Annotated in this window: 22 protein-coding genes and 1 riboswitch; of the genes, 16 read left to right on the plus strand and 6 right to left on the minus strand. The window is 62.3% G+C overall.

The features are described 5' to 3' along the window. Nucleotides 1-192: 192 nt before the first annotated feature. From cysM to ACWNZ1_RS16890, 5 genes are all read left to right on the plus strand, one after another. A complete protein-coding gene (cysM, locus tag ACWNZ1_RS16870; protein WP_135846757.1) occupies nucleotides 193-1,095 on the plus strand; it encodes a cysteine synthase CysM in 903 nt (300 codons plus the stop codon). Next, nucleotides 1,095-2,465, plus strand: a complete 1,371-nt coding sequence (rlmD, locus tag ACWNZ1_RS16875) for a 23S rRNA (uracil(1939)-C(5))-methyltransferase RlmD (protein WP_256453607.1) — start codon at nucleotides 1,095-1,097, stop codon at nucleotides 2,463-2,465. The genes cysM and rlmD overlap by 1 nt, the downstream gene beginning before the upstream one ends. Nucleotides 2,466-2,566: 101 nt before the next feature. Next, the gene (gene relA, locus ACWNZ1_RS16880) at nucleotides 2,567-4,813 is read left to right on the plus strand and encodes a GTP diphosphokinase (protein WP_135846755.1); all 2,247 of its coding nucleotides are present in this window, start codon (nucleotides 2,567-2,569) and stop codon (nucleotides 4,811-4,813) included. A 187-nt stretch (nucleotides 4,814-5,000) separates the two neighbouring features. Beyond that, on the plus strand, nucleotides 5,001-5,834 hold the full coding sequence (gene mazG, locus ACWNZ1_RS16885) for a nucleoside triphosphate pyrophosphohydrolase (protein ID WP_135846754.1): 834 nt from the start codon (nucleotides 5,001-5,003) through the stop codon (nucleotides 5,832-5,834). Nucleotides 5,835-5,860: 26 nt separating this feature from the next. Then, the gene (locus ACWNZ1_RS16890; RefSeq protein ID WP_135846753.1) at nucleotides 5,861-6,400 is read left to right on the plus strand and encodes a DUF2058 domain-containing protein; all 540 of its coding nucleotides are present in this window, start codon (nucleotides 5,861-5,863) and stop codon (nucleotides 6,398-6,400) included. Nucleotides 6,401-6,483: 83 nt separating this feature from the next. On the opposite strand, the gene ACWNZ1_RS16895 is transcribed toward ACWNZ1_RS16890, so the two are convergent. The 4 genes from ACWNZ1_RS16895 to purM all read right to left on the minus strand — a co-directional run bounded on the left by ACWNZ1_RS16895 (nucleotide 6,484) and on the right by purM (nucleotide 9,404). Continuing rightward, entirely contained in the window at nucleotides 6,484-6,678 is a 195-nt protein-coding gene (locus ACWNZ1_RS16895; protein WP_025215049.1) for a hypothetical protein, read from the minus strand. Nucleotides 6,679-6,973: 295 nt separating this feature from the next. Then, complete coding sequence (locus ACWNZ1_RS16900) at nucleotides 6,974-7,687, minus strand: DUF3108 domain-containing protein (protein ID WP_134925419.1); 714 nt, start codon at nucleotides 7,685-7,687, stop codon at nucleotides 6,974-6,976. Nucleotides 7,688-7,695: 8 nt separating this feature from the next. Continuing rightward, nucleotides 7,696-8,346, minus strand: coding sequence for a phosphoribosylglycinamide formyltransferase (gene purN / locus ACWNZ1_RS16905; protein WP_135846752.1), 651 nt, complete (start codon nucleotides 8,344-8,346; stop codon nucleotides 7,696-7,698). Beyond that, complete coding sequence (gene purM / locus ACWNZ1_RS16910; RefSeq protein WP_135846751.1) at nucleotides 8,346-9,404, minus strand: phosphoribosylformylglycinamidine cyclo-ligase; 1,059 nt, start codon at nucleotides 9,402-9,404, stop codon at nucleotides 8,346-8,348. The genes purN and purM overlap by 1 nt, the downstream gene beginning before the upstream one ends. A 364-nt stretch (nucleotides 9,405-9,768) precedes the next feature. On the opposite strand from purM, the gene ACWNZ1_RS16915 reads away from it, so the two are divergent. The 5 genes from ACWNZ1_RS16915 to ACWNZ1_RS16935 all read left to right on the plus strand — a co-directional run bounded on the left by ACWNZ1_RS16915 (nucleotide 9,769) and on the right by ACWNZ1_RS16935 (nucleotide 14,361). After that, entirely contained in the window at nucleotides 9,769-10,827 is a 1,059-nt protein-coding gene (locus ACWNZ1_RS16915; protein WP_135846750.1) for a DUF2066 domain-containing protein, read from the plus strand. 33 nt (nucleotides 10,828-10,860) lie between these two features. Further along, on the plus strand, nucleotides 10,861-11,934 hold the full coding sequence (locus ACWNZ1_RS16920; RefSeq protein WP_135846749.1) for an AI-2E family transporter: 1,074 nt from the start codon (nucleotides 10,861-10,863) through the stop codon (nucleotides 11,932-11,934). Between the two features lie 181 nt (nucleotides 11,935-12,115). Then, complete coding sequence (hda, locus tag ACWNZ1_RS16925) at nucleotides 12,116-12,820, plus strand: DnaA regulatory inactivator Hda (protein ID WP_003178999.1); 705 nt, start codon at nucleotides 12,116-12,118, stop codon at nucleotides 12,818-12,820. A gap of 212 nt (nucleotides 12,821-13,032) precedes the next feature. Continuing rightward, entirely contained in the window at nucleotides 13,033-13,659 is a 627-nt protein-coding gene (locus tag ACWNZ1_RS16930; RefSeq protein ID WP_135846748.1) for a C40 family peptidase, read from the plus strand. A 165-nt stretch (nucleotides 13,660-13,824) separates the two neighbouring features. Further along, nucleotides 13,825-14,361, plus strand: a complete 537-nt coding sequence (locus ACWNZ1_RS16935; RefSeq protein ID WP_135846747.1) for a C40 family peptidase — start codon at nucleotides 13,825-13,827, stop codon at nucleotides 14,359-14,361. Nucleotides 14,362-14,454: 93 nt separating this feature from the next. Here ACWNZ1_RS16935 and ACWNZ1_RS16940 read toward each other — a convergent pair whose 3' ends face one another. Together ACWNZ1_RS16940 and ACWNZ1_RS16945 are read right to left on the minus strand one after the other, a co-directional pair. Further along, nucleotides 14,455-15,765 carry a PQQ-dependent sugar dehydrogenase gene (locus tag ACWNZ1_RS16940; protein WP_135846746.1) on the minus strand — a complete coding sequence of 437 codons (1,311 nt, stop codon included), beginning with the start codon at nucleotides 15,763-15,765 and terminating at the stop codon, nucleotides 14,455-14,457. A 131-nt stretch (nucleotides 15,766-15,896) separates the two neighbouring features. After that, complete coding sequence (locus ACWNZ1_RS16945; protein ID WP_256453605.1) at nucleotides 15,897-16,481, minus strand: hypothetical protein; 585 nt, start codon at nucleotides 16,479-16,481, stop codon at nucleotides 15,897-15,899. Nucleotides 16,482-16,633: 152 nt separating this feature from the next. Continuing rightward, nucleotides 16,634-16,842, plus strand: a riboswitch (cobalamin riboswitch). A gap of 81 nt (nucleotides 16,843-16,923) precedes the next feature. Between ACWNZ1_RS16945 and cobO the strand changes: the two genes are divergently transcribed. Genes cobO through ACWNZ1_RS16975 form a run of 6 tightly spaced genes read left to right on the plus strand, consistent with a single transcriptional unit; the run spans nucleotide 16,924 to nucleotide 22,932 of the window. Then, nucleotides 16,924-17,550, plus strand: coding sequence for a cob(I)yrinic acid a,c-diamide adenosyltransferase (gene cobO / locus ACWNZ1_RS16950; protein WP_135846744.1), 627 nt, complete (start codon nucleotides 16,924-16,926; stop codon nucleotides 17,548-17,550). Then, nucleotides 17,547-18,947 carry a cobyrinate a,c-diamide synthase gene (locus tag ACWNZ1_RS16955; protein WP_135846743.1) on the plus strand — a complete coding sequence of 467 codons (1,401 nt, stop codon included), beginning with the start codon at nucleotides 17,547-17,549 and terminating at the stop codon, nucleotides 18,945-18,947. Before cobO ends, ACWNZ1_RS16955 begins: the two co-directional genes overlap by 4 nt. Beyond that, entirely contained in the window at nucleotides 18,944-19,594 is a 651-nt protein-coding gene (bluB, locus tag ACWNZ1_RS16960; protein WP_256453604.1) for a 5,6-dimethylbenzimidazole synthase, read from the plus strand. The genes ACWNZ1_RS16955 and bluB overlap by 4 nt, the downstream gene beginning before the upstream one ends. Further along, a complete protein-coding gene (gene cbiB, locus ACWNZ1_RS16965) occupies nucleotides 19,591-20,499 on the plus strand; it encodes an adenosylcobinamide-phosphate synthase CbiB (protein WP_135846741.1) in 909 nt (302 codons plus the stop codon). Before bluB ends, cbiB begins: the two co-directional genes overlap by 4 nt. After that, a complete protein-coding gene (cobD, locus tag ACWNZ1_RS16970) occupies nucleotides 20,492-21,484 on the plus strand; it encodes a threonine-phosphate decarboxylase CobD (RefSeq protein ID WP_456027754.1) in 993 nt (330 codons plus the stop codon). Before cbiB ends, cobD begins: the two co-directional genes overlap by 8 nt. Continuing rightward, nucleotides 21,481-22,932: a cobyric acid synthase gene (locus ACWNZ1_RS16975; protein WP_265072328.1), complete on the plus strand. Its 1,452-nt coding sequence runs from the start codon at nucleotides 21,481-21,483 to the stop codon at nucleotides 22,930-22,932. The genes cobD and ACWNZ1_RS16975 overlap by 4 nt, the downstream gene beginning before the upstream one ends. The last annotated feature ends 26 nt before the right edge of the window (nucleotides 22,933-22,958 follow it).

Raw genomic sequence — 22,958 nt, forward strand, 5'->3', positions numbered from 1 at the left:
AGTGTAGCGATTTGCAGGCGGGCAATCTTCGTAAAGTTCATGTCGCTGTGCATCCTTACGGGCTTACATCCGGCAGCCCCCCACGCGCGTTGCTTATTCCCATAAGCCATAACCACCACACTTTGCGTGATATGGCCTTGCAAGGTTTGCCGGTATGATAGGCGCCCCCGCAGTCCGGATTGCGAATACGCCATGACTTTGCAGTACCCAACCATCGCCGATTGCGTCGGCAACACTCCGCTGGTCCGTTTGCAGCGCCTGCCTGGCGTTACCAGCAATACGCTTTTGCTCAAGCTCGAAGGGAATAACCCAGCGGGTTCGGTCAAGGACCGGCCGGCGCTGTCGATGATCACCCGTGGTGAATTGCGCGGGCAGATCCAGCCTGGCGATACGCTGATCGAAGCGACCTCCGGCAACACCGGCATCGCCCTGGCCATGGCGGCGGCGATCAAGGGCTACAAGATGATCCTGATCATGCCCGACAACTCCAGCGCCGAGCGTAAGGCGGCGATGACTGCCTACGGTGCCGAGTTGATCCTGGTGACCCAGGAGGAGGGCATGGAAGGTGCCCGGGACCTGGCCGAGCGCATGCAGGCCGAAGGCCGTGGCAAGGTGCTGGATCAGTTCGCCAACGGCGACAATCCCGAAGCCCACTACACCACCACCGGCCCTGAGATCTGGCGCCAGACCGACGGCACCATCACTCATTTCGTCAGCTCGATGGGCACTACCGGCACCATCATGGGCACTTCGCGCTACCTCAAGGAACAGAATCCGAACGTGCAGATCATCGGCCTGCAACCGATGGAAGGCTCGGCCATCCCCGGTATCCGGCGTTGGCCTGAAGAGTATCTGCCGAAGATCTACCAGGCCGAGCGCGTGGACCGCATCATCGACATGGCCCAGAGCGAAGCCGAGGACGTGACCCGTCGCCTGGCGCGCGAAGAAGGCATCTTCTGTGGCGTGTCTTCGGGCGGTGCCGTCGCGGGCATGCTGCGCCTGTCGAAGGAAGTTGAAAACGCGGTGATCGTCGCGATCATCTGTGACCGTGGCGACCGTTACCTGTCGACCGGCATTTTCGACGCGCCCAACTGATGGCCAAGCAAGAGAGAGGTTTGCGCTTTCAGCCCAGCGGCGGAAGCCGGACCCCGCAAGTGCCCACCGGTAAAAAGCAGCGCTTGACCATCGAGCGCCTGGCCAACGATGGCCGAGGCATCGCCTTTGTCGACGGGCGCACCTGGTTTGTCATCGGTGCCCTGGCCGGCGAAGAGGTCGAGGCGCGGGTGTTGGGCGCCCATGGCAAAGTGGTCGAGGCCCGCACCGAGCGGGTGTTCCTGTCCAGTGAACTGCGGCGAGCGGCACCCTGCGTCCATGCCGGTCGTTGCGGCGGTTGCAGCGTCCAGCATTTGCCCCATGAAGAACAACTTGCCCTGAAACAGCGCATGCTCGCCGAGCAGTTGTCGCGAGTGGCCGGGGTGGAACCGGATGAATGGGCCGCGCCGTTGAGCGGACCGGAATTCGGTTATCGGCGTCGCGCCCGCGTGGCGGTGCGCTGGGACCAGAAGGCGAAAAAACTCGACGTGGGCTTCCGTGCCGTTGGCAGCCAGGACATCGTCGCCATCGGCGATTGCCCGGTGCTGGTACAGCCCTTGCAGCCGATCATGAGCCGCTTGCCGGACATGCTCCGACGCTTGAGCAAACCCCAGGCGCTGGGGCATGTGGAATTGTTCGCCGGTTCGTCCCTGGCAGTGTTGCTGCGGCACATGGCGCCGTTGTCGGACGCCGACCTGAGCATCCTCAAGGATTTCTGTGCGTTCCACGAAGCCCAGTTGTGGCTGCATGGCGAAGGCGAGCCACAACCGGCCGAGCCGGGACAAACCCTGGGGTTCCGCTTGCAGGCCTGGGATCTTGACCTGGCTTACCGGCCAGGGGACTTCATCCAGGTGAACGCCGGGGTCAACGAGGCGATGATTGCCCAGGCGCTGCAATGGCTCGCGCCGCAAGCCGAGGAGCGGGTGCTGGATCTGTTCTGTGGCCTGGGCAACTTTGCCTTGCCGCTGGCCAGGAGCGTGCGCCAGGTGGTGGCCGTCGAAGGCGTGCAGACCATGGTGGACCGTGCGGCGGCGAATGCCCTCAGCAACAATTTGAATAACACTGCCTTTTTTCAGGCCGATTTATCCCAGCCACTGGCGGGTGCGCAATGGATCGGCGAAGGCTTTTCTGCGGTACTCTTGGACCCACCCCGTGACGGTGCTTTCGAGGTGGTGCGCAAGTTGGCGTCCCTGGGCGCCAGACGGTTGGTATATGTATCGTGCAACCCGGCAACTTTGGCCCGGGACACGGTCGAATTGATCAAGCAGGGCTACCGGTTAAAACGTGCCGGGATTCTCGATATGTTTCCTCAGACGGCACATGTCGAGGCCATGGCGTTATTTGAAGCGAGCCAGGATGGCTTGTCCGACTGACCCGTTCGTGCCAACGCGCCACAGCCTTGGGCGCACACACGAACACCAAAGGGCAGCGATGTTGACGCATTGAATCTGCGTCGTAGGGAAGGTAAGTAAAGATGGTACAGGTGAGAGCACACCAGCCGATCAACACCGACGGCAGTATCAATCTCGAGGCTTGGCTCGATCACGCGGTCAGTATCGACACGGCACTGGATCGCGAAGCCTTGAAGGCCGCCTGCGAGTTCGCTCGTGAGGCGGAACAGCAACACAACGCGGCGAAGAACCTATGGTCCGAAGGCACCTCGAGTTTCCAGACGGGCCTTGAGATCGCCGAGATCCTCGCCGACCTCAAACTCGACCAGGATTCGCTGGTGGCGGCGGTGTTGTACCGTGGCGTGCGCGAAGGCCAGATCCAGCTCCCGGTGGTCAGCCAGCGCTTCGGCACGGTGGTCGCCAAGCTGATCGACGGCGTGCTGCGCATGGCCGCCATCAGCGCCAGCCTCAGCCCGCGCCAGTCCATGGTGCTGGGCACCCAGGGCCAGGTGGAAAACCTGCGCAAGATGCTGGTGGCGATGGTCGACGACGTGCGCGTCGCGCTGATCAAGCTGGCCGAACGAACCTGCGCGATCCGTGCGGTGAAAGCCGCCGATGACGAAAAGCGCAACCGCGTCGCCCGGGAAGTGTTCGACATCTACGCGCCCCTGGCCCACCGTCTCGGCATCGGCCATATCAAGTGGGAGCTGGAGGACCTGTCCTTCCGTTACCTGGAGCCCGACCAGTACAAGCAGATCGCCAAGCTGTTGCATGAGCGGCGCCTGGACCGCGAGCGCTTCATCACCGATGTGATGACCCAACTGCGCGAAGAATTGCAGGCCACCGGCGTGGAAGCCGACATCAGTGGCCGGGCCAAGCACATCTATTCGATCTGGCGCAAAATGCAGCGCAAAGGCCTGGAGTTCAGCCAGATCTACGACGTTCGCGCCGTGCGTGTACTGGTCCCGGAAATGCGCGACTGCTACACCGCGCTGGGGATCGTCCACACCTTGTGGCGGCACATTCCCAAGGAGTTCGACGACTACATCGCCAACCCCAAGGAAAACGGCTATCGCTCGCTGCACACTGCGGTGATCGGCCCCGAGGGCAAGGTGCTGGAAGTGCAGATCCGCACCCACGCCATGCACGAGGAGGCCGAGCTGGGCGTCTGCGCGCACTGGAAATACAAGGGCACCGACGTCAAGTCCGGGTCGAACCACTACGAAGAAAAAATCTCCTGGTTGCGTCAGGTGCTCGAGTGGCATGAAGAGCTGGGTGACATCGGCGGTCTGGCCGAACAGCTGCGGGTCGATATCGAACCGGATCGGGTCTACATCTTCACCCCCGACGGTCACGCCATCGACCTGCCCAAGGGCGCGACGCCGCTGGACTTTGCCTACCGGGTCCACACCGAGATCGGCCACAACTGCCGTGGCGCCAAGATCAACGGGCGGATCGTGCCGCTCAACTACAGCCTGCAGACCGGTGAACAGGTCGAGATCATCACCAGCAAGCACGGCACGCCGAGCCGTGACTGGCTGAACCCGAACCTGGGCTACATCACCACATCGCGGGCGCGGGCGAAGATCGTCCACTGGTTCAAGTTGCAGGCGCGTGACCAGAACGTCGCCGCCGGCAAGACCCTGATCGAGCGCGAACTCAGTCGCCTGGGCCTGCCTCAGGTGGACTTCGACAAGCTGGCCGAAAAGGCCAACATGAAGACCGCCGAAGACATGTTCGCCGCCCTCGGTGCCGGCGATCTGCGTCTGGCACAACTGGTCAACCTGGCCCAGCAACTGGTGGAGCCGGAACGCGGCAACGAACAACTGGAACTGATCCCGCGCAAGGCCACCGGCTACAAGCCAGGCAAGCGCGGCGATATCCAGATCCAGGGCGTGGGCAACCTGATGACCCAGATGGCGGGCTGCTGCCAGCCGTTGCCGGGGGATGCGATCGTCGGCTACATCACCCAGGGCCGTGGCGTGAGCATTCACCGCCAGGACTGCGCCTCGGTGCTGCAACTGGCCGGCCGTGAACCGGAGCGGATCATCCAGGTCAGCTGGGGCCCGGTGCCGGTGCTCACCTACCCGGTGGACATCGTCATCCGCGCCTACGACCGCTCCGGCCTGCTGCGTGACGTGTCCCAGGTGTTGCTGAACGAGCGGATCAACGTGCTGGCGGTCAACACCCGTTCGAACAAGGAAGACAACACCGCGCTGATGTCCCTGACCATCGAGATTCCGGGGCTGGATGCGCTGGGGCGGTTGCTGGGGCGGATTTCCCAGCTGCCGAACATCATCGAGACCCGGCGCAATCGGACGCCGGGTTAATCGCAGTCCAAATGTAGGAGCAAGCCTGTGGGAGCAAAGCTTGCTCGCGATAACGGTGGGTCAGTCCCCATATAGGTTGGGGTCACCACCGCAATCGCGAGCAAGCTTTGCTCTCACAGACCTGCTCCCACAGGCTTGCTCTCATTGGGTTATTTCCCACAGTGTTTTGTGTGATGGGACGGATTTAATGTACAGCCTTGAAGACCTGCTCCACCTGATGAGCCGCCTGCGCGACCCGCAGTACGGCTGCCCGTGGGACATCAAGCAAACCTACGCCACCATCGTTCCCCATACGCTTGAGGAAGCCTACGAAGTGGCCGATGCCATCGAGCGCGGCGACTTCGATCACTTGCAGGGCGAGCTGGGCGACCTGTTGTTCCAGGTGGTGTATTACAGCCAGCTGGCCCGGGAAGAAAATCGCTTCGAATTCGCCGGCGTGATCGACAGCATCACCCGCAAGCTGATCCGGCGCCATCCCCATGTGTTTCCTACCGGTGACCTCTACGCGCCCGTGGACATCCCGCGCCTGAGCGAAGAGCAGGTCAAGCGGCGCTGGGAGGAAATCAAGGCCGAGGAGCGTGCTGAGAAAGCCTCGGCGCCGGAGCAGTTGTCGTTGCTCGACGATGTGCCGGCGGCCTTGCCGGCGTTATCCCGCTCGGCGAAGTTGCAAAAGCGTGCCGGTCAGGTCGGTTTCGACTGGCCAGGCCCGTTGCCGGTGCTCGACAAAGTCCGCGAGGAACTGGACGAAGTGCTCGAAGCCATGGCCGACAATGACCCGGTGGCCATCAGCGATGAGATCGGCGATCTGCTGTTCAGTGTGGTGAACCTGGCTCGCCACCTCAAAGTTGACCCGGAAACGGCCCTGCGTGGCGCCAACGGGAAATTCGAAAGACGCTTCCGATTTATCGAACAGGCATTGCGCGACACCCACCGTCCCATGGAAGATTGCACCCTCGAAGAGTTGGACGCCTTGTGGGGCGAAGCCAAACGCCAGGAAAAGAATTTGCCCAGCTGTGGCTGAGGCCGTTGCCTAAGTGAGTAAGCACCATGAGCCTTTCCCTTCGCGACCAGTTGCTCAAAGCAGGGCTGGTCAACCAAAAGCAGGCCAAGCAGGTCGGCAAAGAGAAACAGAAGCAGCAGCGTCTGGCCCACAAAGGCCAGATCGAACTGGATGACTCCCAGCAGCGCGCGGCCCAGGAGGCCATGGCCGAGAAGGTCAAGCGCGACCAGGAACTCAATCGTCAGCAACAGGAAAAGGCTGAGCAGAAGGCCCGGGCTGCGCAGATCAAGCAATTGATCGAAGTCTCGCGCCTGCCGAAGCTGACCACTGAGGACTATTACAACTTCGTCGACGACAAGAAGGTCAAGCGCCTCTCGGTCAACACCCTGATGCGCAATAAGCTGAGCAGTGGCTCGCTGGCGATCGTCCATCATGCCGGCGGTTACGAAGTGATCCCACGCGAAGCGGCCCTGAAGATCCAGGAGCGCGACCCCCAGCGCATCGTCCAGCTCAATACCCAGACCGAAGAGGTGGATGCGGATGATCCGTACGCGGCGTATCAGATTCCTGATGATTTAATGTGGTAAGCCGGGCGCAATGCCATTGAGCTGAAACACAGAACCTGTGGGAGCGAGCTTGCTCGCTCCCACAGGATTTTCATCGCCAATTCTTACGATTCTGCCATCTCGCGCGAGCGCAGCCTTTCTTCGCGCTCCAGCTCAGCCTTGTAGCTATGGGCATCCGTCTCGGAATGGAACATCCCCACCAGCAAATCCTGTTGATGCACATCCCAGATCCGGATACCGGCGGCAATGCCTTCGTGGGACATATGGGCGTCATCACGTTCAGTTACTTTCACAGTCATCTTGCAAGCTCCAATCTCTGTTATCTGCAGCAAGGCGTGTGCAGGACTTTGTTATAGATTTGGATAGCCGGCTAAGTAAATGCCTGGGTTCGTTAAGAAGTTTTCATGAAAAACTCAATATTCCTGCAGGCCAGGCAGTGCGCGGCATTCTGTCGCAGGAGGTGTTCATGAAGAAGGTTTCATGCAGGAGGTAATCCTTCGGTAAATGCAAAAACCTGTGGGTTCATTTGGGTAATCAGGAAACCCAGGCAAAAAGAAGCCCCGCATAGGCAGGGCTTCTTGTTTTCGGCGTGGCTCAGCTGCCTTTCACAGCCTTGCCGTTGACCGTACCGTCCAGGAGCATGATGTTGTACTCCTTGCCGTCAGTCTCGACCTGTTGCAGGCGCACCAGCAGGTAGTCCCAGTCCTTGGCGAACCAGAGCACGGTGATGCGTTTGCTTTGTGTCGGGTCACGCACGCGCTCGACCTTGATTGCGTCGATCTGGCCGGCCTTGGTGTCGACCTTTTCCGAACCCAGCACGCGGAAGTCATAGGTATCGACTTCGCCGTCATCGACGACCTGATAGCTCATGCTTTTCTTGCCGGCCGCTACGTCGTGCTGCAGGGCCAGCTGATAAGTGGATTTATCGACCATGCCACGGTTGAGCGGCAGTTTGACCGCGTCGCCGCGATCGGTGCCGGTGACCATCTTGGTGTTCCAGTCGAAGTCCAGGTCGGCCTTCTTGGCTTTGCCCAGGCCACCGCGTTCGAAGTGATAGGACTGTGGCAGCAGGGTGTCCTTGTCCAGGGTCAGGGTGCTTTCTTCAGTCAGGCTGGCGATCATCATCGAAGCCTTGAAGCTCAGCTTCCAGGTGCCGTTGGCCTCCTTGGTCAGGTTGCGCTCGGCGGTGCCGCTCATGGGCAACTGTTTCCAGTCGGCGGTGTAGCTGGCGGAGAACGGTTGAAGTTCCGCAGCCTGTGCCAGGGGCAAGGCCAGCAGAGCGCAAGCGAAGAGCAGGGCGCGACGCATAAAATCTCCTAGTATCGAATCAAATGGCCGCTGGCGGCGAGTAACTGGCCGTCCAGTGAGGCACCGCGATCGTCGAGGGTCAACCGTCCTTCGGCAAACCAACGCACGGCCATCGGGTAGATCTGGTGCTCGCGGGCGTGAACCCGTTGCGCCAGGCTTTGTGGCGTGTCGTGCAACTCTACCGGTATTACTGCCTGTACGACCAGTGGTCCGCCATCGAGTTCCTCGGTGACGAAGTGCACCGAGCAGCCATGCTCCGTGTCACCGGCCTCCAGCGCCCGCTGGTGAGTGTGTAACCCTTTGTATTTGGGCAGCAGCGAGGGATGGATATTGAACAGGCGGCCCTGGTAGTGACGCACGAAACCGGCGCTGAGGATGCGCATGAAGCCGGCCAGTACCACCAGGTGCGGATTGAAGGTGTCGATCTGTTCGATCAGTGCGGCGTCGAAGGCTTCGCGGCCCTCGAACGCCTTGTGATCCAGGACGCGGGTGTCGATCCCCGCATCCTTGGCGCGTTGCAGGCCGTAGGCGTCGGCGCGGTTGGAAATCACCGCGCGGATACGGACCGGGCTGTCGCCGGTCCGTGTGCTGTCGATCAGGGCCTGCAAGTTGCTGCCGGTGCCAGACAGCAGCACCACCACGTCACAGGTTGCGGACATCAGTGCGCCTTAAGGTTTTTCAGCTCGACCTGGGCAGCGCCTTCGGCGGCGGTGGCGATCTGGCCGATGACCCAAGGCTGCTCGCCGGCTTCACGCAGTACCTTCAGGGCCGTCTCGACGTGCTCCTGGGCCACGCAGATGACCATGCCCACGCCGCAGTTCAGCACGCGGTGCATTTCGGTTTCATCAACGTTGCCTTTCTCTTGCAGCCAGTCGAACACCGCCGGGCGGGTCCAGCTTGCTACGTCGACCACCGCCTGGGCGCCTTTTGGCAGTACGCGCGGGATGTTGTCCAGCAGGCCGCCACCGGTGATGTGGGCCATGGCCTTGACGGCGCCGGTGTCCTTGATCAGCTTGAGCAGCGGCTTGACGTAGATGCGGGTCGGAGCCATCAGCAGGTCGGCCAGTGGCTTGCCGTCGAGCTGGGTGTTCTCGATGTCGGCACCCGAGACTTCGATGATCTTGCGGATCAGCGAGTAGCCGTTGGAGTGCGGGCCGGAGGACGGCAGGGCGAGCAGGGCGTCGCCAGCGGCGACTTTCGAGCCGTCGATGATCTCGGCCTTCTCCACGACGCCGACGCAGAAACCGGCCAGGTCGTAGTCTTCGCCTTCGTACATGCCCGGCATTTCAGCGGTTTCGCCGCCGACCAGGGAGCAGCCGGACAATTCGCAGCCGGCGCCGATGCCGGTCACTACCTGGGCGGCGGTGTCGACGTTGAGTTTGCCGGTGGCGTAGTAGTCGAGGAAGAACAGCGGCTCGGCGCCGCAGACCACCAGGTCGTTCACGCACATGGCCACCAGGTCGATGCCGATGCTGTCGTGCTTGTTCAGGTTCAGTGCCAGGCGCAGCTTGGTGCCGACGCCGTCGGTGCCCGAGACCAGCACCGGTTGCTTGTAGCCGGCCGGGATCTCGCAGAGGGCGCCGAAACCGCCCAGGCCGCCCATGACTTCCGGACGCGCAGTGCGCTTGGCGACGCTCTTGATGCGTTCGACCAATGCTTCACCGGCGTCGATGTCTACACCGGCGTCCTTGTAGCTCAGGGAGGGTTGCTTGCTCATGATCCAGGCCTTTAGGGGGGATTTCTGGGTAACGACCGACGCCGGGGCCATTGAATAACCGTTGTACGAATTATTCCGGGTGCCCAGCCATTGCCGGTCTGCGAAGGCGCGCGATTTTATCAGGCTTGAGGGGCAGCGGCCATCCTCGCGCCGACGGGCAGGGACATATCCACGGAAAAAAACCGATATTTCTTATATTGGTACTGTGTAGCGCGTCTGTATAAGGTGTAGCGGTAACCGGTTATGGTGATGACAGGGCGAAACTTCCATCGGGCGTGTGAATGTTTTGCCGGGTGCTGTGGTCACAGCCATGCTCAATCTTCTTCACGCGGCCTGTTCCAGCCGTTATGTCCGGGAATCTTCCATGCGTTTGTTCAAATTCTTGTCTGTGGGCTGCTTGTCGCTGATCAGCCTGGCGAGCCATGCCGAAACCCTCAATGGCCTTTATCAAGTGCTTGAGCCAGTCAGCAACCAGGCCCCGGAGGAGCGTAACCAGGCGACCCTGCGCGCCCTGGACACCCTGGTTCTGCGCCTGACCGGCGACGCCAAGGCCGCCCAGAATCCTGGCCTGGCGGCGGTCCGCAAGGACCCGCAACAGATCATTCTTCAATATGGCTACGACGCCGGCCCACCGGAAAGCCTCAAGGTCGACTTCGACCCGGTGAGCACTGATCGGGCCTTGCGCACGGCAGGGTTGTCACTGTGGGGGGCGAACCGGCCGTCGATCCTGGGCTGGTGGCTGAACGATTCGACCGAGGGTTCCAGCCTGGTGGGCGATGGCCAGGCCAGCGCCGCGCCATTGCGCCGCGCCGCCCAGCACCGGGGCCTGCCGCTGCGGCTGCCGTTGGCTGACTTGAGCGAGCAGATCGTCGCCACCGCGCCGAACCTGGAGGGCAACGATCCCGCTCCGCTGCGGGATGCCTCGGAGCGCTACGCGGCGGACGCCTTGCTGGCAGTCCACGCCAAGGAAGAGGGCGGTCAGTGGCAGGGGACCTGGCGCTTGTGGCTGGGGGATCAGCGCGAGCAGGGCACAGCCCAGGGCGCCGATCCTGCCGCCCTGGCCGATGCGGTGATGTTGGCGGTGAGCCAGCGCCTGGCGCCGCGCTTCGTCGCCAAGCCGGGCGTGGCCACCGAACAATTGTTGGAAGTGCAGGGCATGAACCTTGAGCGTTATGCGGCGCTTGGGCGTTTGCTCGAGCCGTTTGGTGGGCAATTGCAGCGGGTTGAAGGTGACCGGATCGTCTATCGGGTCAACGGCAGCGCCGAGCAGTTGAAAGCGCAACTGGCCCTGGCGAAATTGCAGGAAGTTCCGCCCGGTGAGGCCGTCGCGCCGGAGCCGGCTGCCCAACCAGTTGCTGATGGTTCGGCGCCGGTCGCAGCGCCAACGCCTGCGCCGATTCCCAGCCTGCGCTTCCGCTGGTAGGTTTTCTTTCTTTTATATAGCTAGGAGTGGTTCATGGGCGATACGCGGCGTTGGTTCTGGTTGGGTGGGGTCGCCCTACTGTTTGCGCTTATCTATTTGCTGCATCCGATCCTCACGCCGTTCCTGGTTGCGTTGCTGTTGGCCTACCTGTTCGATCCGGTGGTGGATCGCCTGGAAAAACTCGGTCTGTCGCGGACTTGGGGCGTGGTGGCGGTGTTTGCGCTGTTCACGCTGATTGTGAGCGCCCTGTTGCTGGTGTTGATACCGATGCTCGCCAAGCAACTGGTGCGTCTGTATGAGCTGGCGCCGCAGATGCTCGATTGGTTGCAGCACAGCGCGGTGCCGTGGGTGCAATCGAAGTTGGGCTTGGCGGACGGTTTCTGGAAGTTCGACAAGGTCAAGGCGGCCATCAGCGAGCACATGGGCCAGACCACTGACATCGTTGGCGTGGTATTGAGCCAGGCCACGGCCTCGGGCTTGGCGTTGATGGGATGGCTGGCGAACCTGGTGCTGATTCCGGTGGTGGCCTTCTATCTGCTGCGGGATTGGGACCTGATGATGGCCAAGATCCGCAGCCTGCTGCCACGGCACCGTGAAGAACGCATCATGACCCTGACCGGCGAATGTCACGAAGTGCTCGGGGCGTTCGTACGCGGGCAGTTGCTGGTGATGGTGGCGCTGGGCTTTATCTACGCGGCCGGGTTGATGCTGGTGGGGCTGGAGTTGGGCCTGCTGATCGGCATGATCGCCGGGCTGGCGGCCATCGTGCCGTACATGGGGTTTGTGATCGGGATTGGCGCGGCGTTGGTCGCCGGGTTGTTCCAGTTCGGTGGCGATTTTTACCCGATGATTGGCATTGTGGCGGTGTTCATGGTTGGCCAGGCCCTGGAGGGCATGGTGCTGACGCCGTTGCTGGTGGGCGATCGCATCGGCCTGCACCCGGTGGCGGTGATCTTCGCGATCCTGGCGGGCGGCGAGTTGTTCGGTTTCACCGGAATCCTGCTGGCGCTGCCAGTGGCGGCGGTCATCATGGTGCTGGTGCGCCATATGCACGATCTGTACAAGGATTCGGACATCTATAGCGGCGCCGAAGACCCTGATCTGTAGGGCGAGTGGCAGGCGTGGCAGTTGCCCCAGCGTCAGGGAAACTGCCGCGCCGCTGTCCTGGCGCTGCAAACCTTTGATTTTGCTCGTGGTCCGGCGCATTGTGCGGTCCGCGCCACGGGTATAAACTTTGCACACTTTACACAGAGGCCACTAACGGTTCCTTTGGAACTGTTCAGTCAGCATGAAACCGATTCAGCTGCCCCTAGGTGTGCGTCTGCGTGATGACGCCACCTTTATCAACTACTACCCAGGCGCCAATGCCGCTGCACTCGGCTATGTCGAGCGGCTTTGCGAAGCCGACGCCGGCTGGACCGAGAGCCTGATTTACCTGTGGGGCAAGGATGGGGTAGGGCGCACGCACTTGTTGCAGGCGGCTTGCCTGCGCTTCGAGCAGTTGGGCGAGCCGGCGGTGTATCTGCCGTTGGCGGAGTTGCTGGATCGCGGCGTTGAAATCCTCGACAACCTTGAGCAGTACGAACTGGTCTGCCTGGACGATCTCCAGGCGGTGGCCGGCAAGGCTGATTGGGAAGAGGCGCTGTTCCACCTGTTCAACCGGTTGCGCGACAGCGGTCGGCGCTTGCTGATCGCCGCCTCGACCTCGCCGCGGGAACTGCCGGTGAAGCTGGCGGACCTCAAGTCCCGTCTCACCCTGGCGCTGATTTTCCAGATGCGCCCGCTGTCCGACGAAGACAAACTCCGTGCATTGCAGCTGCGCGCTTCCCGGCGTGGCCTGCACCTGACCGATGAAGTCGGGCATTTCATTCTCACCCGTGGCACCCGCAGCATGAGCGCATTGTTCGAATTGCTCGAACGTCTCGACCAGGCCTCACTTCAGGCCCAGCGCAAGTTGACTATTCCTTTTTTGAAAGAAACCCTGGGCTGGTAGAACCGTTGCAAATAGTGGCTCATAGCCTTGTCTGGGCGCGGCGAAGCCCGCGGCGCTGCTAGGCTGCAGGCTGCGTGACGTTCAAAACGGGCTTAAGCGCTTAGATGTAAACGTAAAACCGAGAAGTCACATTTGCATCGATTGAATTTGCAAATGAGGTTGATAGAAGGCATAGTCTCGCCATCTTTACTACTTCAGCCACGGTCGTGCCCATGCTAAATCGCTTCGCACCCCTCGTGCCTCTCGCACTCGTTACCCTGTTGTTCGGTTGCGCTGCCCACTCTCCAGTGTCCCAGCAAGCACCACAACCACAGGTCCAGAATTCCGTTACCGCCCAGTCTTCCTCCGTTGCGTTCCAGGAAGAAATGGCCTCCGACAAAGAACTGGCAGCCTTCGCCGGCAGCAAGCCTTATCAACTTCCAGTGCTGGCCGACAGCATCCTGGAACGTGGCATGTCGTTGATCGGTACCCGCTACCGTTTTGGCGGTACCTCTGAAGCCGGCTTCGATTGCAGTGGTTTCATCGGTTACCTGTTCCGCGAAGAGGCCGGCATGAACCTGCCGCGCTCCACTCGCGAAATGATCAACGTGAACGCCCCGTTGGTAGCTCGCAATCAACTGGAGCCCGGTGACCTGCTGTTCTTCAGCACCAACGGTCGTCGTGGTCGCGTCAGTCACGCCGGGATCTACCTGGGTGACAACCAGTTCATCCATTCCAGCAGCCGCCGCAGCGGTGGCGTGCGCATCGACAGCCTGGGCGACAGCTACTGGAACAAGACCTTCATCGAAGCCAAGCGTGCCCTCGCCATGGCACCGACTGTGATCACTGCTCGCAAGTAAGCACACAGTTTGTAAGGCAAACTTAAAGTCTTACTTGAAGTTTGCCGCATAGTCGCTAGAATCCTTGATCATTGATTGATGGCAATCCGCCTGCGTACTACGCAGGCGGATTTGTTTTCATGCCCACGGCAGAAAAGCCGCATCCAGATCAGGATTGTTCTGCATATGTCGACGTCGGCCCGCCTCGCTCTCATCTGTCTCGCCGCGCTGCTCAGCGCCTGTGCCAGCCGTACACCACCGCCACCCGCGCCGGTACGGGCTCCGGTAGTCTTTGCGCCCTCGCAAGCCTTTTCCCCGGCCGCCGAAGATGTGCTCTTCCGTGCCTTGGGGTTGGTGGGCACGCCGTATCGCTGGGGCGGAAATACACCGGACTCGGGTTTTGATTGCAGTGGCCTGATTGGCTACGTCTACCGTGACGCCGCCGGCATTTCCTTGCCGCGTTCCACCCGCGAAATGATCGGCATGCGCGCCCCGAGCGTTGGCAAGGAGGCCTTGCAAACGGGTGATCTGATCTTCTTCGCCACCAACGGCGGCTCCCAGGTCAGTCATGCCGGGATCTATGTCGGGGAGGGCCGCTTTGTCCATGCGCCGGCCACCGGCGGTACGGTCAAGCTCGACAGCCTGTCCAAGGCCTATTGGCAGAAAGCCTATCTGAGCGCCAAGCGGGTGTTGCAGCCGGAGCATCTGGCGCGTAATCCCTGACCATTAAATATATGCGCCGCTAGAAAACCCTTGTGGCGAGGGAGCAAGCTCCCTCGCCACAAGTTTCAGTGTCTGCTCAGCTTTTTCGGTAGGTCATTTAGTCGACACCCGCCAAATCTTGTTCCCCACATCATCGGCCACCAACAACCCGCCCTGTTTATCGATCACCACGCCTACCGGCCGGCCCTGGGCTTTTTCGTCGGCGTTCAGGAACCCGGTCAATACATCCACGGGCTGGCCCACCGGTTTGCCGCCGTTGAACGGTACGAAAATCACTTTATAACCACTGTGGGGCTTGCGGTTCCATGAGCCGTGCTGCCCGATGAACGCGCCTTCGGTAAACGGCGCGGGTAAGGCGCTGCCTTCGGCGAAAGTCAGGCCCAGTGAGGCGGTGTGGGGGCCGACGGCGTAGTCCGGGGCGATGGCCTTGGCCACCAGCGCCGGGTTCTGCGGTTCGACGCGGACATCGACATGCTGCCCGTAATAGCTGTAGGGCCAGCCATAGAACGCGCCGTCCTTGACCGACGTGATGTAGTCCGGCACCAGGTCGCTGCCGAGCTCGTCCCGCTCGTTCACTGCCGTCCACAGCGCCCCACTGCGGGGCTCCCAGGCCAGGCCGTTGGGGTTGCGCAGGCCCGAGGCGAAGATGCGGTGATGACCGCTGGCGCGGTCCACTTCCCAGATGGCGGCGCGGCCTTCTTCAGCCTCCATGCCATTTTCCGCGACGTTGCTGTTGGAGCCGGTGGTGACGTACAGCTTGCTGCCGTCGCGGCTGGCGATGACGTTTTTGGTCCAGTGATGGTTCAGCGTGCCGCCCGGCAAATCGACGACCTTGGTCGGTTGCGCCTTGATTTGCGTGTCCCCCTCCTTGTAAGGGAAGCGGATCAGCCGGTCGGTGTCGGCCACGTACAGGTCATTGCCCACGAGGGTCATGCCAAACGGCGAGTTGAGGTTCTCCAGGAACACCGTTCGGGTTTCAGCGACGCCGTCGTGATTGGTGTCGCGCAGCAGCGTGATGCGGTTGGGGCTGGGCACGCCGGCACCGGCGCGGCCCATGACTTTCTTCATCACCCAGCCACGGATGCCCTTGGCATCATCCGGCTTGGGCGGGGCGTTGGTTTCGGCCACCAGCACATCGCCGTTGGGCAGAACGTAGAGCCAGCGTGGATGGTCCAGGCCTTCGGCGAAGGCGCCCACTTGCAGGCCCTCGGCTGGGGTGGGCTTGGCACCTTCCGGCCAGCCGATCGCTTCGGCGATGTTGACGGTCGGGACCAGGGTCTTGTTCGGTTCGGGCAGCTTCGGCGCAGGACCGGTGCCGTCGGACACTTGCAAGGTGGAAGACTCGCCACAAGCGACAAGCCCGGCGGCAAGGGCGACGATCAGAAGGTGCGGTGGCTTGAGCATGCTGGCTTCCCTATGAATGCATGTAGTTATTCATAGAGAAGCGTAGACAGGCGATGGTTCAACTGCAGGCGCGTGTCAGCAGGTAAGCCCACCTGTGGGAGCGAGCTCCCACAGTTCTAGCGTGGATTGAGTCAGCCGTGGGCCTGTTTGAACAGCACCGCAATGCCAGGATGGTAGTGACCGGCCTCGTTGCGCAACTTGCGGTAGGCGTAAGGGAAATACCAGGCCACGGCGCAGGTGTTCTCCTTCTGCAAGTCGTCGATCATGTCCTGCAATTCTTCGGGCGTGGCACTCTGCTGGGCTTTTTGCGGGGCGACGAACAGGCAGCCCAGCTTCAGGTCACTGGAATAGCTGAGGCGTTTGGCATCGCTGGCGGCCTCCGACAGGGGTTGGGTCAGGTTCAGGTTGTTGACCTTGGGCCAGCGTTGGGTGGCCTGGATGAAGGCGCGTTCGTCGGTGCTGGCGATGAACAAATCGGCGCTGACGTTGCGTTCGCCTTCTTCATTCTGCTTGCGGGTCGGGGTGCTTTGCAGTGTGACCATCTCGGCCATCCAGGCGGCAGCCGACAGCAAGCCGAGGTTGGCTTTTTCATCGAACCAGTAAGGCGTGTCGTTATCACCGCGCACGGCATTGTAGCGATCGATGCAGTCAAACCAACGTTCCAGCACCGGGCGCAGGAATTCCAGTTTTGGATTGCTGATGATCATCCCTTGCATGCTTTGCCCTCTTGTTTTTGTGATATCGGGTCGTAGTGTCGCTTTGATATCACTTGCTGCAGGATCACACAAGATTGGCGTCACTTTATTGATGGGGCCAATGCTTGCCCCGACAGGCGGCTTTAATTGACGCTCCACCCCCAACCCTCTAACCTTCGCCGCTTGTTTCAGGTGCTCTGTGATTGCGATCGACAGAGTGAAACAGGGAAGCCGGTGAGTGCACACGAACCCGGCGCTGCCCCCGCAACGGTAAATGAGTCAACGCTGTGCTTAAGCCACTGTGTCGCAGACATGGGAAGGCGCACAGACCGGCATTGCGCCGCTCATGAGCCCGGAGACCGGCCTGATTCATCCAACGGCATCACGGTGGGCGATGCCAGGCTTGTTGCCGTCTTTTCTTGTGCCCGCCCGCCGTTATCCAGTCCCCAACGGAGGCTTCCCCATGACCGACTCCCCTACCAGCAATGCATCTGATCGCGACGAACGCCACCTGGCGCGCATGCTGCGCAAAAAAGCCGTGATCGACGAGCGCATCGCCAACTCGCCGAACGAATGCGGCCTGCTGCTGGTGCTGACCGGCAACGGCAAGGGCAAGAGCAGCTCGGCGTTCGGCATGCTGGCGCGGTCCATGGGTCACGGCATGCAATGCGGCGTGGTGCAGTTCATCAAGGGCCGCAGCAGCACCGGTGAGGAGCTGTTTTTCCGCCGCTTCCCGGAGCAGGTGCGCTTTCACGTCATGGGCGAAGGCTTCACTTGGGAAACCCAGGATCGCCAGCGCGACATCGCCGCCGCCGAAGCCGCCTGGGCTGTATCGCGGCAATTGCTCAGCGATCCGTCCATTGGCCTGGTGGTGCTCGATGAACTGAACATCGCCCTCAAGCACGGCTACCTCGACCTCGATCAGGTGTTGAGCGATCTGCAAGCCCGTCCACCGATGCAGCATGTGGTGGTGACCGGGCGTGGCGCCAAGCCGGAGATGATCGAGCTGGCCGATACCGTCACTGAAATGGGCATGATCAAGCACGCGTTCCAGGCCGGCATCAAGGCGCAGAAAGGCGTCGAACTGTGAGTGATGCTCGCCACTGCCCGGCGGTGCTGATCGCCGCCCCGGCCTCGGGGCAGGGCAAGACCACCGTCACCGCCGCCCTGGCGCGCTTGCATCGCAACCAGGGACGCAAGGTGCGCGTCTTCAAATGCGGTCCGGACTTCCTCGACCCGATGATCCTCGAACGGGCCAGCGGTGCGCCGGTCTATCAATTGGACATGTGGATGGTCGGCGAGCAGGAAAGCCGCCGGCTGTTGTGGGAAGCCGCCGCCGAGGCGGACCTTATCCTGATTGAAGGGGTGATGGGGTTGTTCGACGGCACGCCGTCCAGCGCCGATCTGGCGCGGCATTTTGGCGTGCCGGTGCTGGCGGTGATCGACGGCACGGCCATGGCCCAGACCTTCGGCGCCCTGGCCTTGGGCCTGGCGCGTTATCAGCCGGACTTGCCGTTTGCCGGGGTCTTGGCCAACCGCGTCGGCACCTTGCGCCACGCGCAATTGCTTGAAGGCAGCCTGACCGAAGGTCTGCGTTGGTACGGCGCGCTGTCCCGGGAAACCGGTATCGAATTACCCAGCCGTCATCTAGGGTTGGTCCAGGCCAGCGAATTGAATGACCTCGACCTGCGCCTCGACGCGGCAGCCGAGGCCTTGGCCGGCAGTTGTGAAGTGGCGCTGCCGCCGGCGGTGGCGTTCGCCGCGCCTGAGCTGATTACCCCGCAGCCGTGGCTCGACGGTGTGCGTATCGCCGTGGCCCGGGACGAAGCGTTTGCCTTCACCTACGGCGCGAGCCTCGATCTGCTGCGGGCCATGGGCGCGCAATTGAGCTTCTTTTCGCCGATCCATGACACCCAACTGCCCGAGGCGGACAGCCTCTATCTACCCGGCGGTTATCCGGAATTGCACCACGTTGCGTTGGCCCGGAACGCGCCGATGCTGGCGGCAATCCGGGCTCACCATGCTGCCGGCAAGCCGTTGCTCGCCGAATGCGGTGGCATGCTGTATCTGCTCGATTCATTGACTGACGTCGACGGCACCCGCGCCGAACTGTTGGGTTTGCTCGCTGGTGATGCGCAGATGCAAAAGCGTCTGGCGGCCCTGGCGTTGCAAGCGGTGGAGTTGCCGGAAGGTGCCTTGCGTGGGCATACCTATCATCATTCCCTGACTAGCACTGAACTTGAACCGATAGCCCGTGGGCATAGCCCCAATGGCGGGCGAGGGGCGGAGGCGGTGTTCCGGCAGGGGCGGATGACGGCTTCTTATGTGCATTTCTATTTTCCGTCGAATCCGCGGGCGATTGCCGGGCTGTTTGCACCTGACCTTGAGGCCGCCTTCGCGAGCAAGCCCGCTCCCACAGGGGATTGTGTGATCTCAAGTGCAGCGCCAGCCAGTGTGGGAGCGAGCTTGCTCGCGAAGAGGCCATGACAGACACCGCTTTCTCCCAGGCCGAACGCGACGCCATTTATCGCGCCATCGCCGAACGCCGTGACATGCGCCACTTCACTGGCGGCACGGTCGAACCGGCCTTGCTGCGCCGTCTGCTGGAAGCCGCGCACCAGGCCCCCAGCGTCGGCCTGATGCAACCCTGGCGGTTCATCCGCATCAGCGACCGCGCCTTGCGCGGGCAGATCCGCCAACTGGTGGAGCAGGAGCGCATCCGCACCGCCGAGGCCCTGGGCGAGCGCAGCGATGAATTCATGAAGCTCAAGGTCGAAGGCATCAACGACTGCGCCGAGGTGCTGGTGGCGGCATTGATGGAGGATCGCGAGCGGCACATCTTCGGTCGCCGGACCTTGCCGGAAATGGACCTGGCTTCGCTGTCCTGCGCGATCCAGAACCTCTGGCTGGCTTCCCGCGCCGAAGGGTTGGGGATGGGTTGGGTGTCGTTGTTCGAACCCCAGGCTTTGGCCGACTTGCTGGGCCTGCCCGACGGTGCCAAGCCACTGGCGATTCTCTGCCTGGGCCCGGTCGAGGCTTTTTACCCGGCGCCGATGCTCGCCCTGGAAGGCTGGGCGCAACCGCGTTCGCTGAATGAACTGCTGTATGAAAACCATTGGGGAGTGAGCCCATGAGTGTGGCGTTGCTCAGTGCCGCCGCGGTGGCGCTGGATGCGCTGTTGGGCGAGCCCCGGCGCTGGCATCCGCTGGTGGCATTCGGCGGCTTTGCCGACCGTATCGAACAACGCTTCAATTCCGGCGGCCGTGGCTGGCGCAGCCACGGGGTGACGGCGTGGATCATCGCTGTGGTGCCGTTGACCTTGCTGGTCACAGCCCTGTCCTGGGCACCGATGGTGGGCTGGCTGGTGGAAATCCTCGCGTTGTATTGCGCCCTAGGCCTGCGCAGCCTCGGTGAACATGTCGAGCCGGTGGCCCGGGCGTTGCGCGGCGGCGATCTGGACGAGGCGCGCAAGCGTGTTGGCTATCTGGTCAGCCGCGAAACCGCTGAACTGGATGAAACCGCCGTGGCCCGCGCCGCCACCGAGTCAGTGCTGGAAAACGGCAGCGACGCGGTGTTTGCCGCGCTGTTCTGGTTCGCCGTGGCCGGTGCGCCCGGCGTGGTGCTCTACCGGCTGAGCAATACCCTCGACGCCATGTGGGGCTATCGCAACGAACGCTTCGAGCGTTTCGGCTGGGCTGCGGCGAAAATCGACGACGTGCTCAACTACATTCCGGCGCGCCTGGTGGCGTTGACCTACGCCGTGCTCGGCCAAACTCGCCTGGCGCTCAAATGCTGGCGCAGCCAGGGCCCGACCTGGGACAGCCCCAATGCCGGGCCGGTGATGGCCGCCGGTGCTGGCGCATTGGGCGTCGAGCTGGGCGGCGCGGCGGTGTATCACGGCGAACTGCACCAACGTCCACCGCTGGGCGAGGGCGTGCCGGCGAGTGCCGATTCCATTGATCGCGGCTGGCAATTGGTCCAGCGCGGGGTATGGTTGTGGTTGCTGATTCTCTGCCTGGGAGCTGAGTTTTATGCTTGAGCACGGTGGACGCCTGCGCAACGCGGCCCGGCAATACGGGATTGCCGAGGCCGACTGGCTCGACTTGTCCAGCGGCCTGGCGCCTTGGCCATTCGACGTCCCGGCGATTCCCCTGCGAGCCTGGGCGCGCCTGCCGGAAACCGATGATGGTTTGGAGCAGGCTGCCTGCGACTACTACGGTGCGTTGAATGTGCTGCCAGTGGCCGGTTCACAGATGGCCATCCAGTTGTTGCCACGCCTGCGTCGGGCCGGCAAGGTCGGCGTGCTCTCGCCGTGTTACGCCGAGCACGCCGAAGCCTGGCGCCGCAGTGGTTACATCGTGCGCGAAGTGCTGGAGCCGGAAGTGGATTTCTTCCTCGATAGCCTCGACGTACTGGTGGTGGTCAACCCGAACAACCCCACCGGCCTGAATCTGACCCCCGAACGCTTGCTGGACTGGCATGCGCGCCTGGCCCAGCGCGGCGGCTGGCTGGTGGTGGATGAGGCCTTCATGGACATCACGCCGCAGTTGAGTCTGGCGGCTCACACCCATCAGGTCGGGCTGATTGTGCTGCGTTCGTTCGGCAAGTTTTTTGGCTTGGCCGGGGTTCGCCTGGGGTTTGTCCTGGCCGAGCGGCGGTTACTCAAGTTGCTTGCTGAGCAGGTCGGGCCGTGGGCCGTGAGCGGACCCACCCGGGTGCTGGGCCAAACCTGTCTGCTGGACACCGGGGCCCAGGTCCGACAGCGCCAACGCTGCGAAGCCACCAGCCAACGCCTGGCGCTGACTCTGGAACGCCATGGCTTCAAACCCCAGGGCGGCTGCGGATTGTTCCAATGGCTGGTCACCGAGCACGCTGTGGGGCTTCACGATTTTATGGCCCATCGCGGCATTCTCCTGCGGTTGTTTGTGAACAACAGCAGCCTGCGCTTCGGGCTCCCGGCGGATGACGCGGAGTTCCTGCGTCTGGAACAGGCGCTTGAGGCTTACACCAAGGACATTCAATGACCACAGTGATGGTGCAAGGCACCACGTCCGATGCCGGCAAAAGTACCCTGGTCACGGCGCTGTGCCGCTGGGTCAGGCGCCAGGGTGTGAGCGTGGTGCCGTTCAAGCCGCAGAACATGGCCCTCAACAGCGCGGTGACCGCCGACGGCGGCGAAATCGGCCGCGCCCAAGCCGTGCAGGCCCAGGCCGCCGGGCTCGAACCGCACACCGACATGAACCCGGTGCTGCTCAAGCCCAACAGTGATACTGGCGCTCAAGTCATCATCCATGGTCGCGCCGTCACCACCATGAACGCCGTGGCTTATCACGATTACAAAGCCATCGCGATGCAAGCGGTGCTGGCCTCGCACCAACGCTTGAGCGCCGCATATCCCGTGGTGATGGTGGAGGGCGCCGGGTCGCCGGCAGAGATCAATCTGCGTGCCGGTGACATCGCCAACATGGGCTTTGCCGAGGCGGTGGACTGCCCGGTGCTGCTGATCGCCGATATCAATCGCGGCGGGGTGTTCGCCCATCTGGTCGGAACCCTGGAGTTGCTTTCACCCAGCGAGCAGGCGCGGATCAAGGGCTTCATCATCAATCGTTTTCGCGGCGACATCGCCTTGCTGCAACCGGGCCTGGACTGGCTGGAGGCGCGCACCGGCAAACCGGTGATCGGCGTGTTGCCCTACGTGATGGACCTGCACCTGGAAGCCGAGGACGGCCTCGACCAACGCCAGATCGACAAGGTCGAGCAGGTACTCAAAGTAGTGGTGCCGGTGTTGCCGCGCATCAGCAACCACACCGATTTCGATCCGCTGCGCCTGCACCCGCAGGTTGACCTGCAATTCATCGGCCCCGGCCAAACCATCCCGCCGGCCGACCTGATCATCCTGCCCGGTTCGAAAAGCGTGCGCAGCGACCTGGCCTACTTGCGCGCCAACGGTTGGGACACGGCGATCCAGCGTCACCTGCGCTACGGTGGCAAGTTGCTGGGCATCTGCGGTGGTTTGCAGATGCTTGGCCAGCAGGTTCACGACCCGCTGGGGCTGGAAGGCGCGGCGGGCTCCAGTGCCGGGCTGGGCCTGCTGGCTTTCGAAACGACCCTGGAACACGAGAAGCAACTGCGCAATGTGCGCGGGCGATTGGCCTTGGAAGAGGCTGAGGTTAGCGGCTACGAAATTCACGCGGGCGTGACCACAGGCCCGGCCCTGGAACACCCGGCGGTGCATCTGGAGGACGGCCGTTGCGACGGCGCCCAGAGCCTCGACGGGCAGATTTTCGGCACCTACCTGCATGGCCTGTTCGAATCGCCTCAGGCCAGCAGTGCGTTGTTGCGGTGGGCCGGGTTGCAGTCTGTGCAGACGGTGGATTACCACGGCTTGCGCGAGCGGGATATCGAGCGGTTGGCGGATCTGGTGGAGCGGCATTTGGATACCGTGGTGTTGCGTGAACTCTGTGGGATTTAGGTCGATTCGGCTGGCGCCATCGCGAG

The sequence above is a fragment of the Pseudomonas sp. CFBP 5748 genome (genome assembly GCF_053850495.1).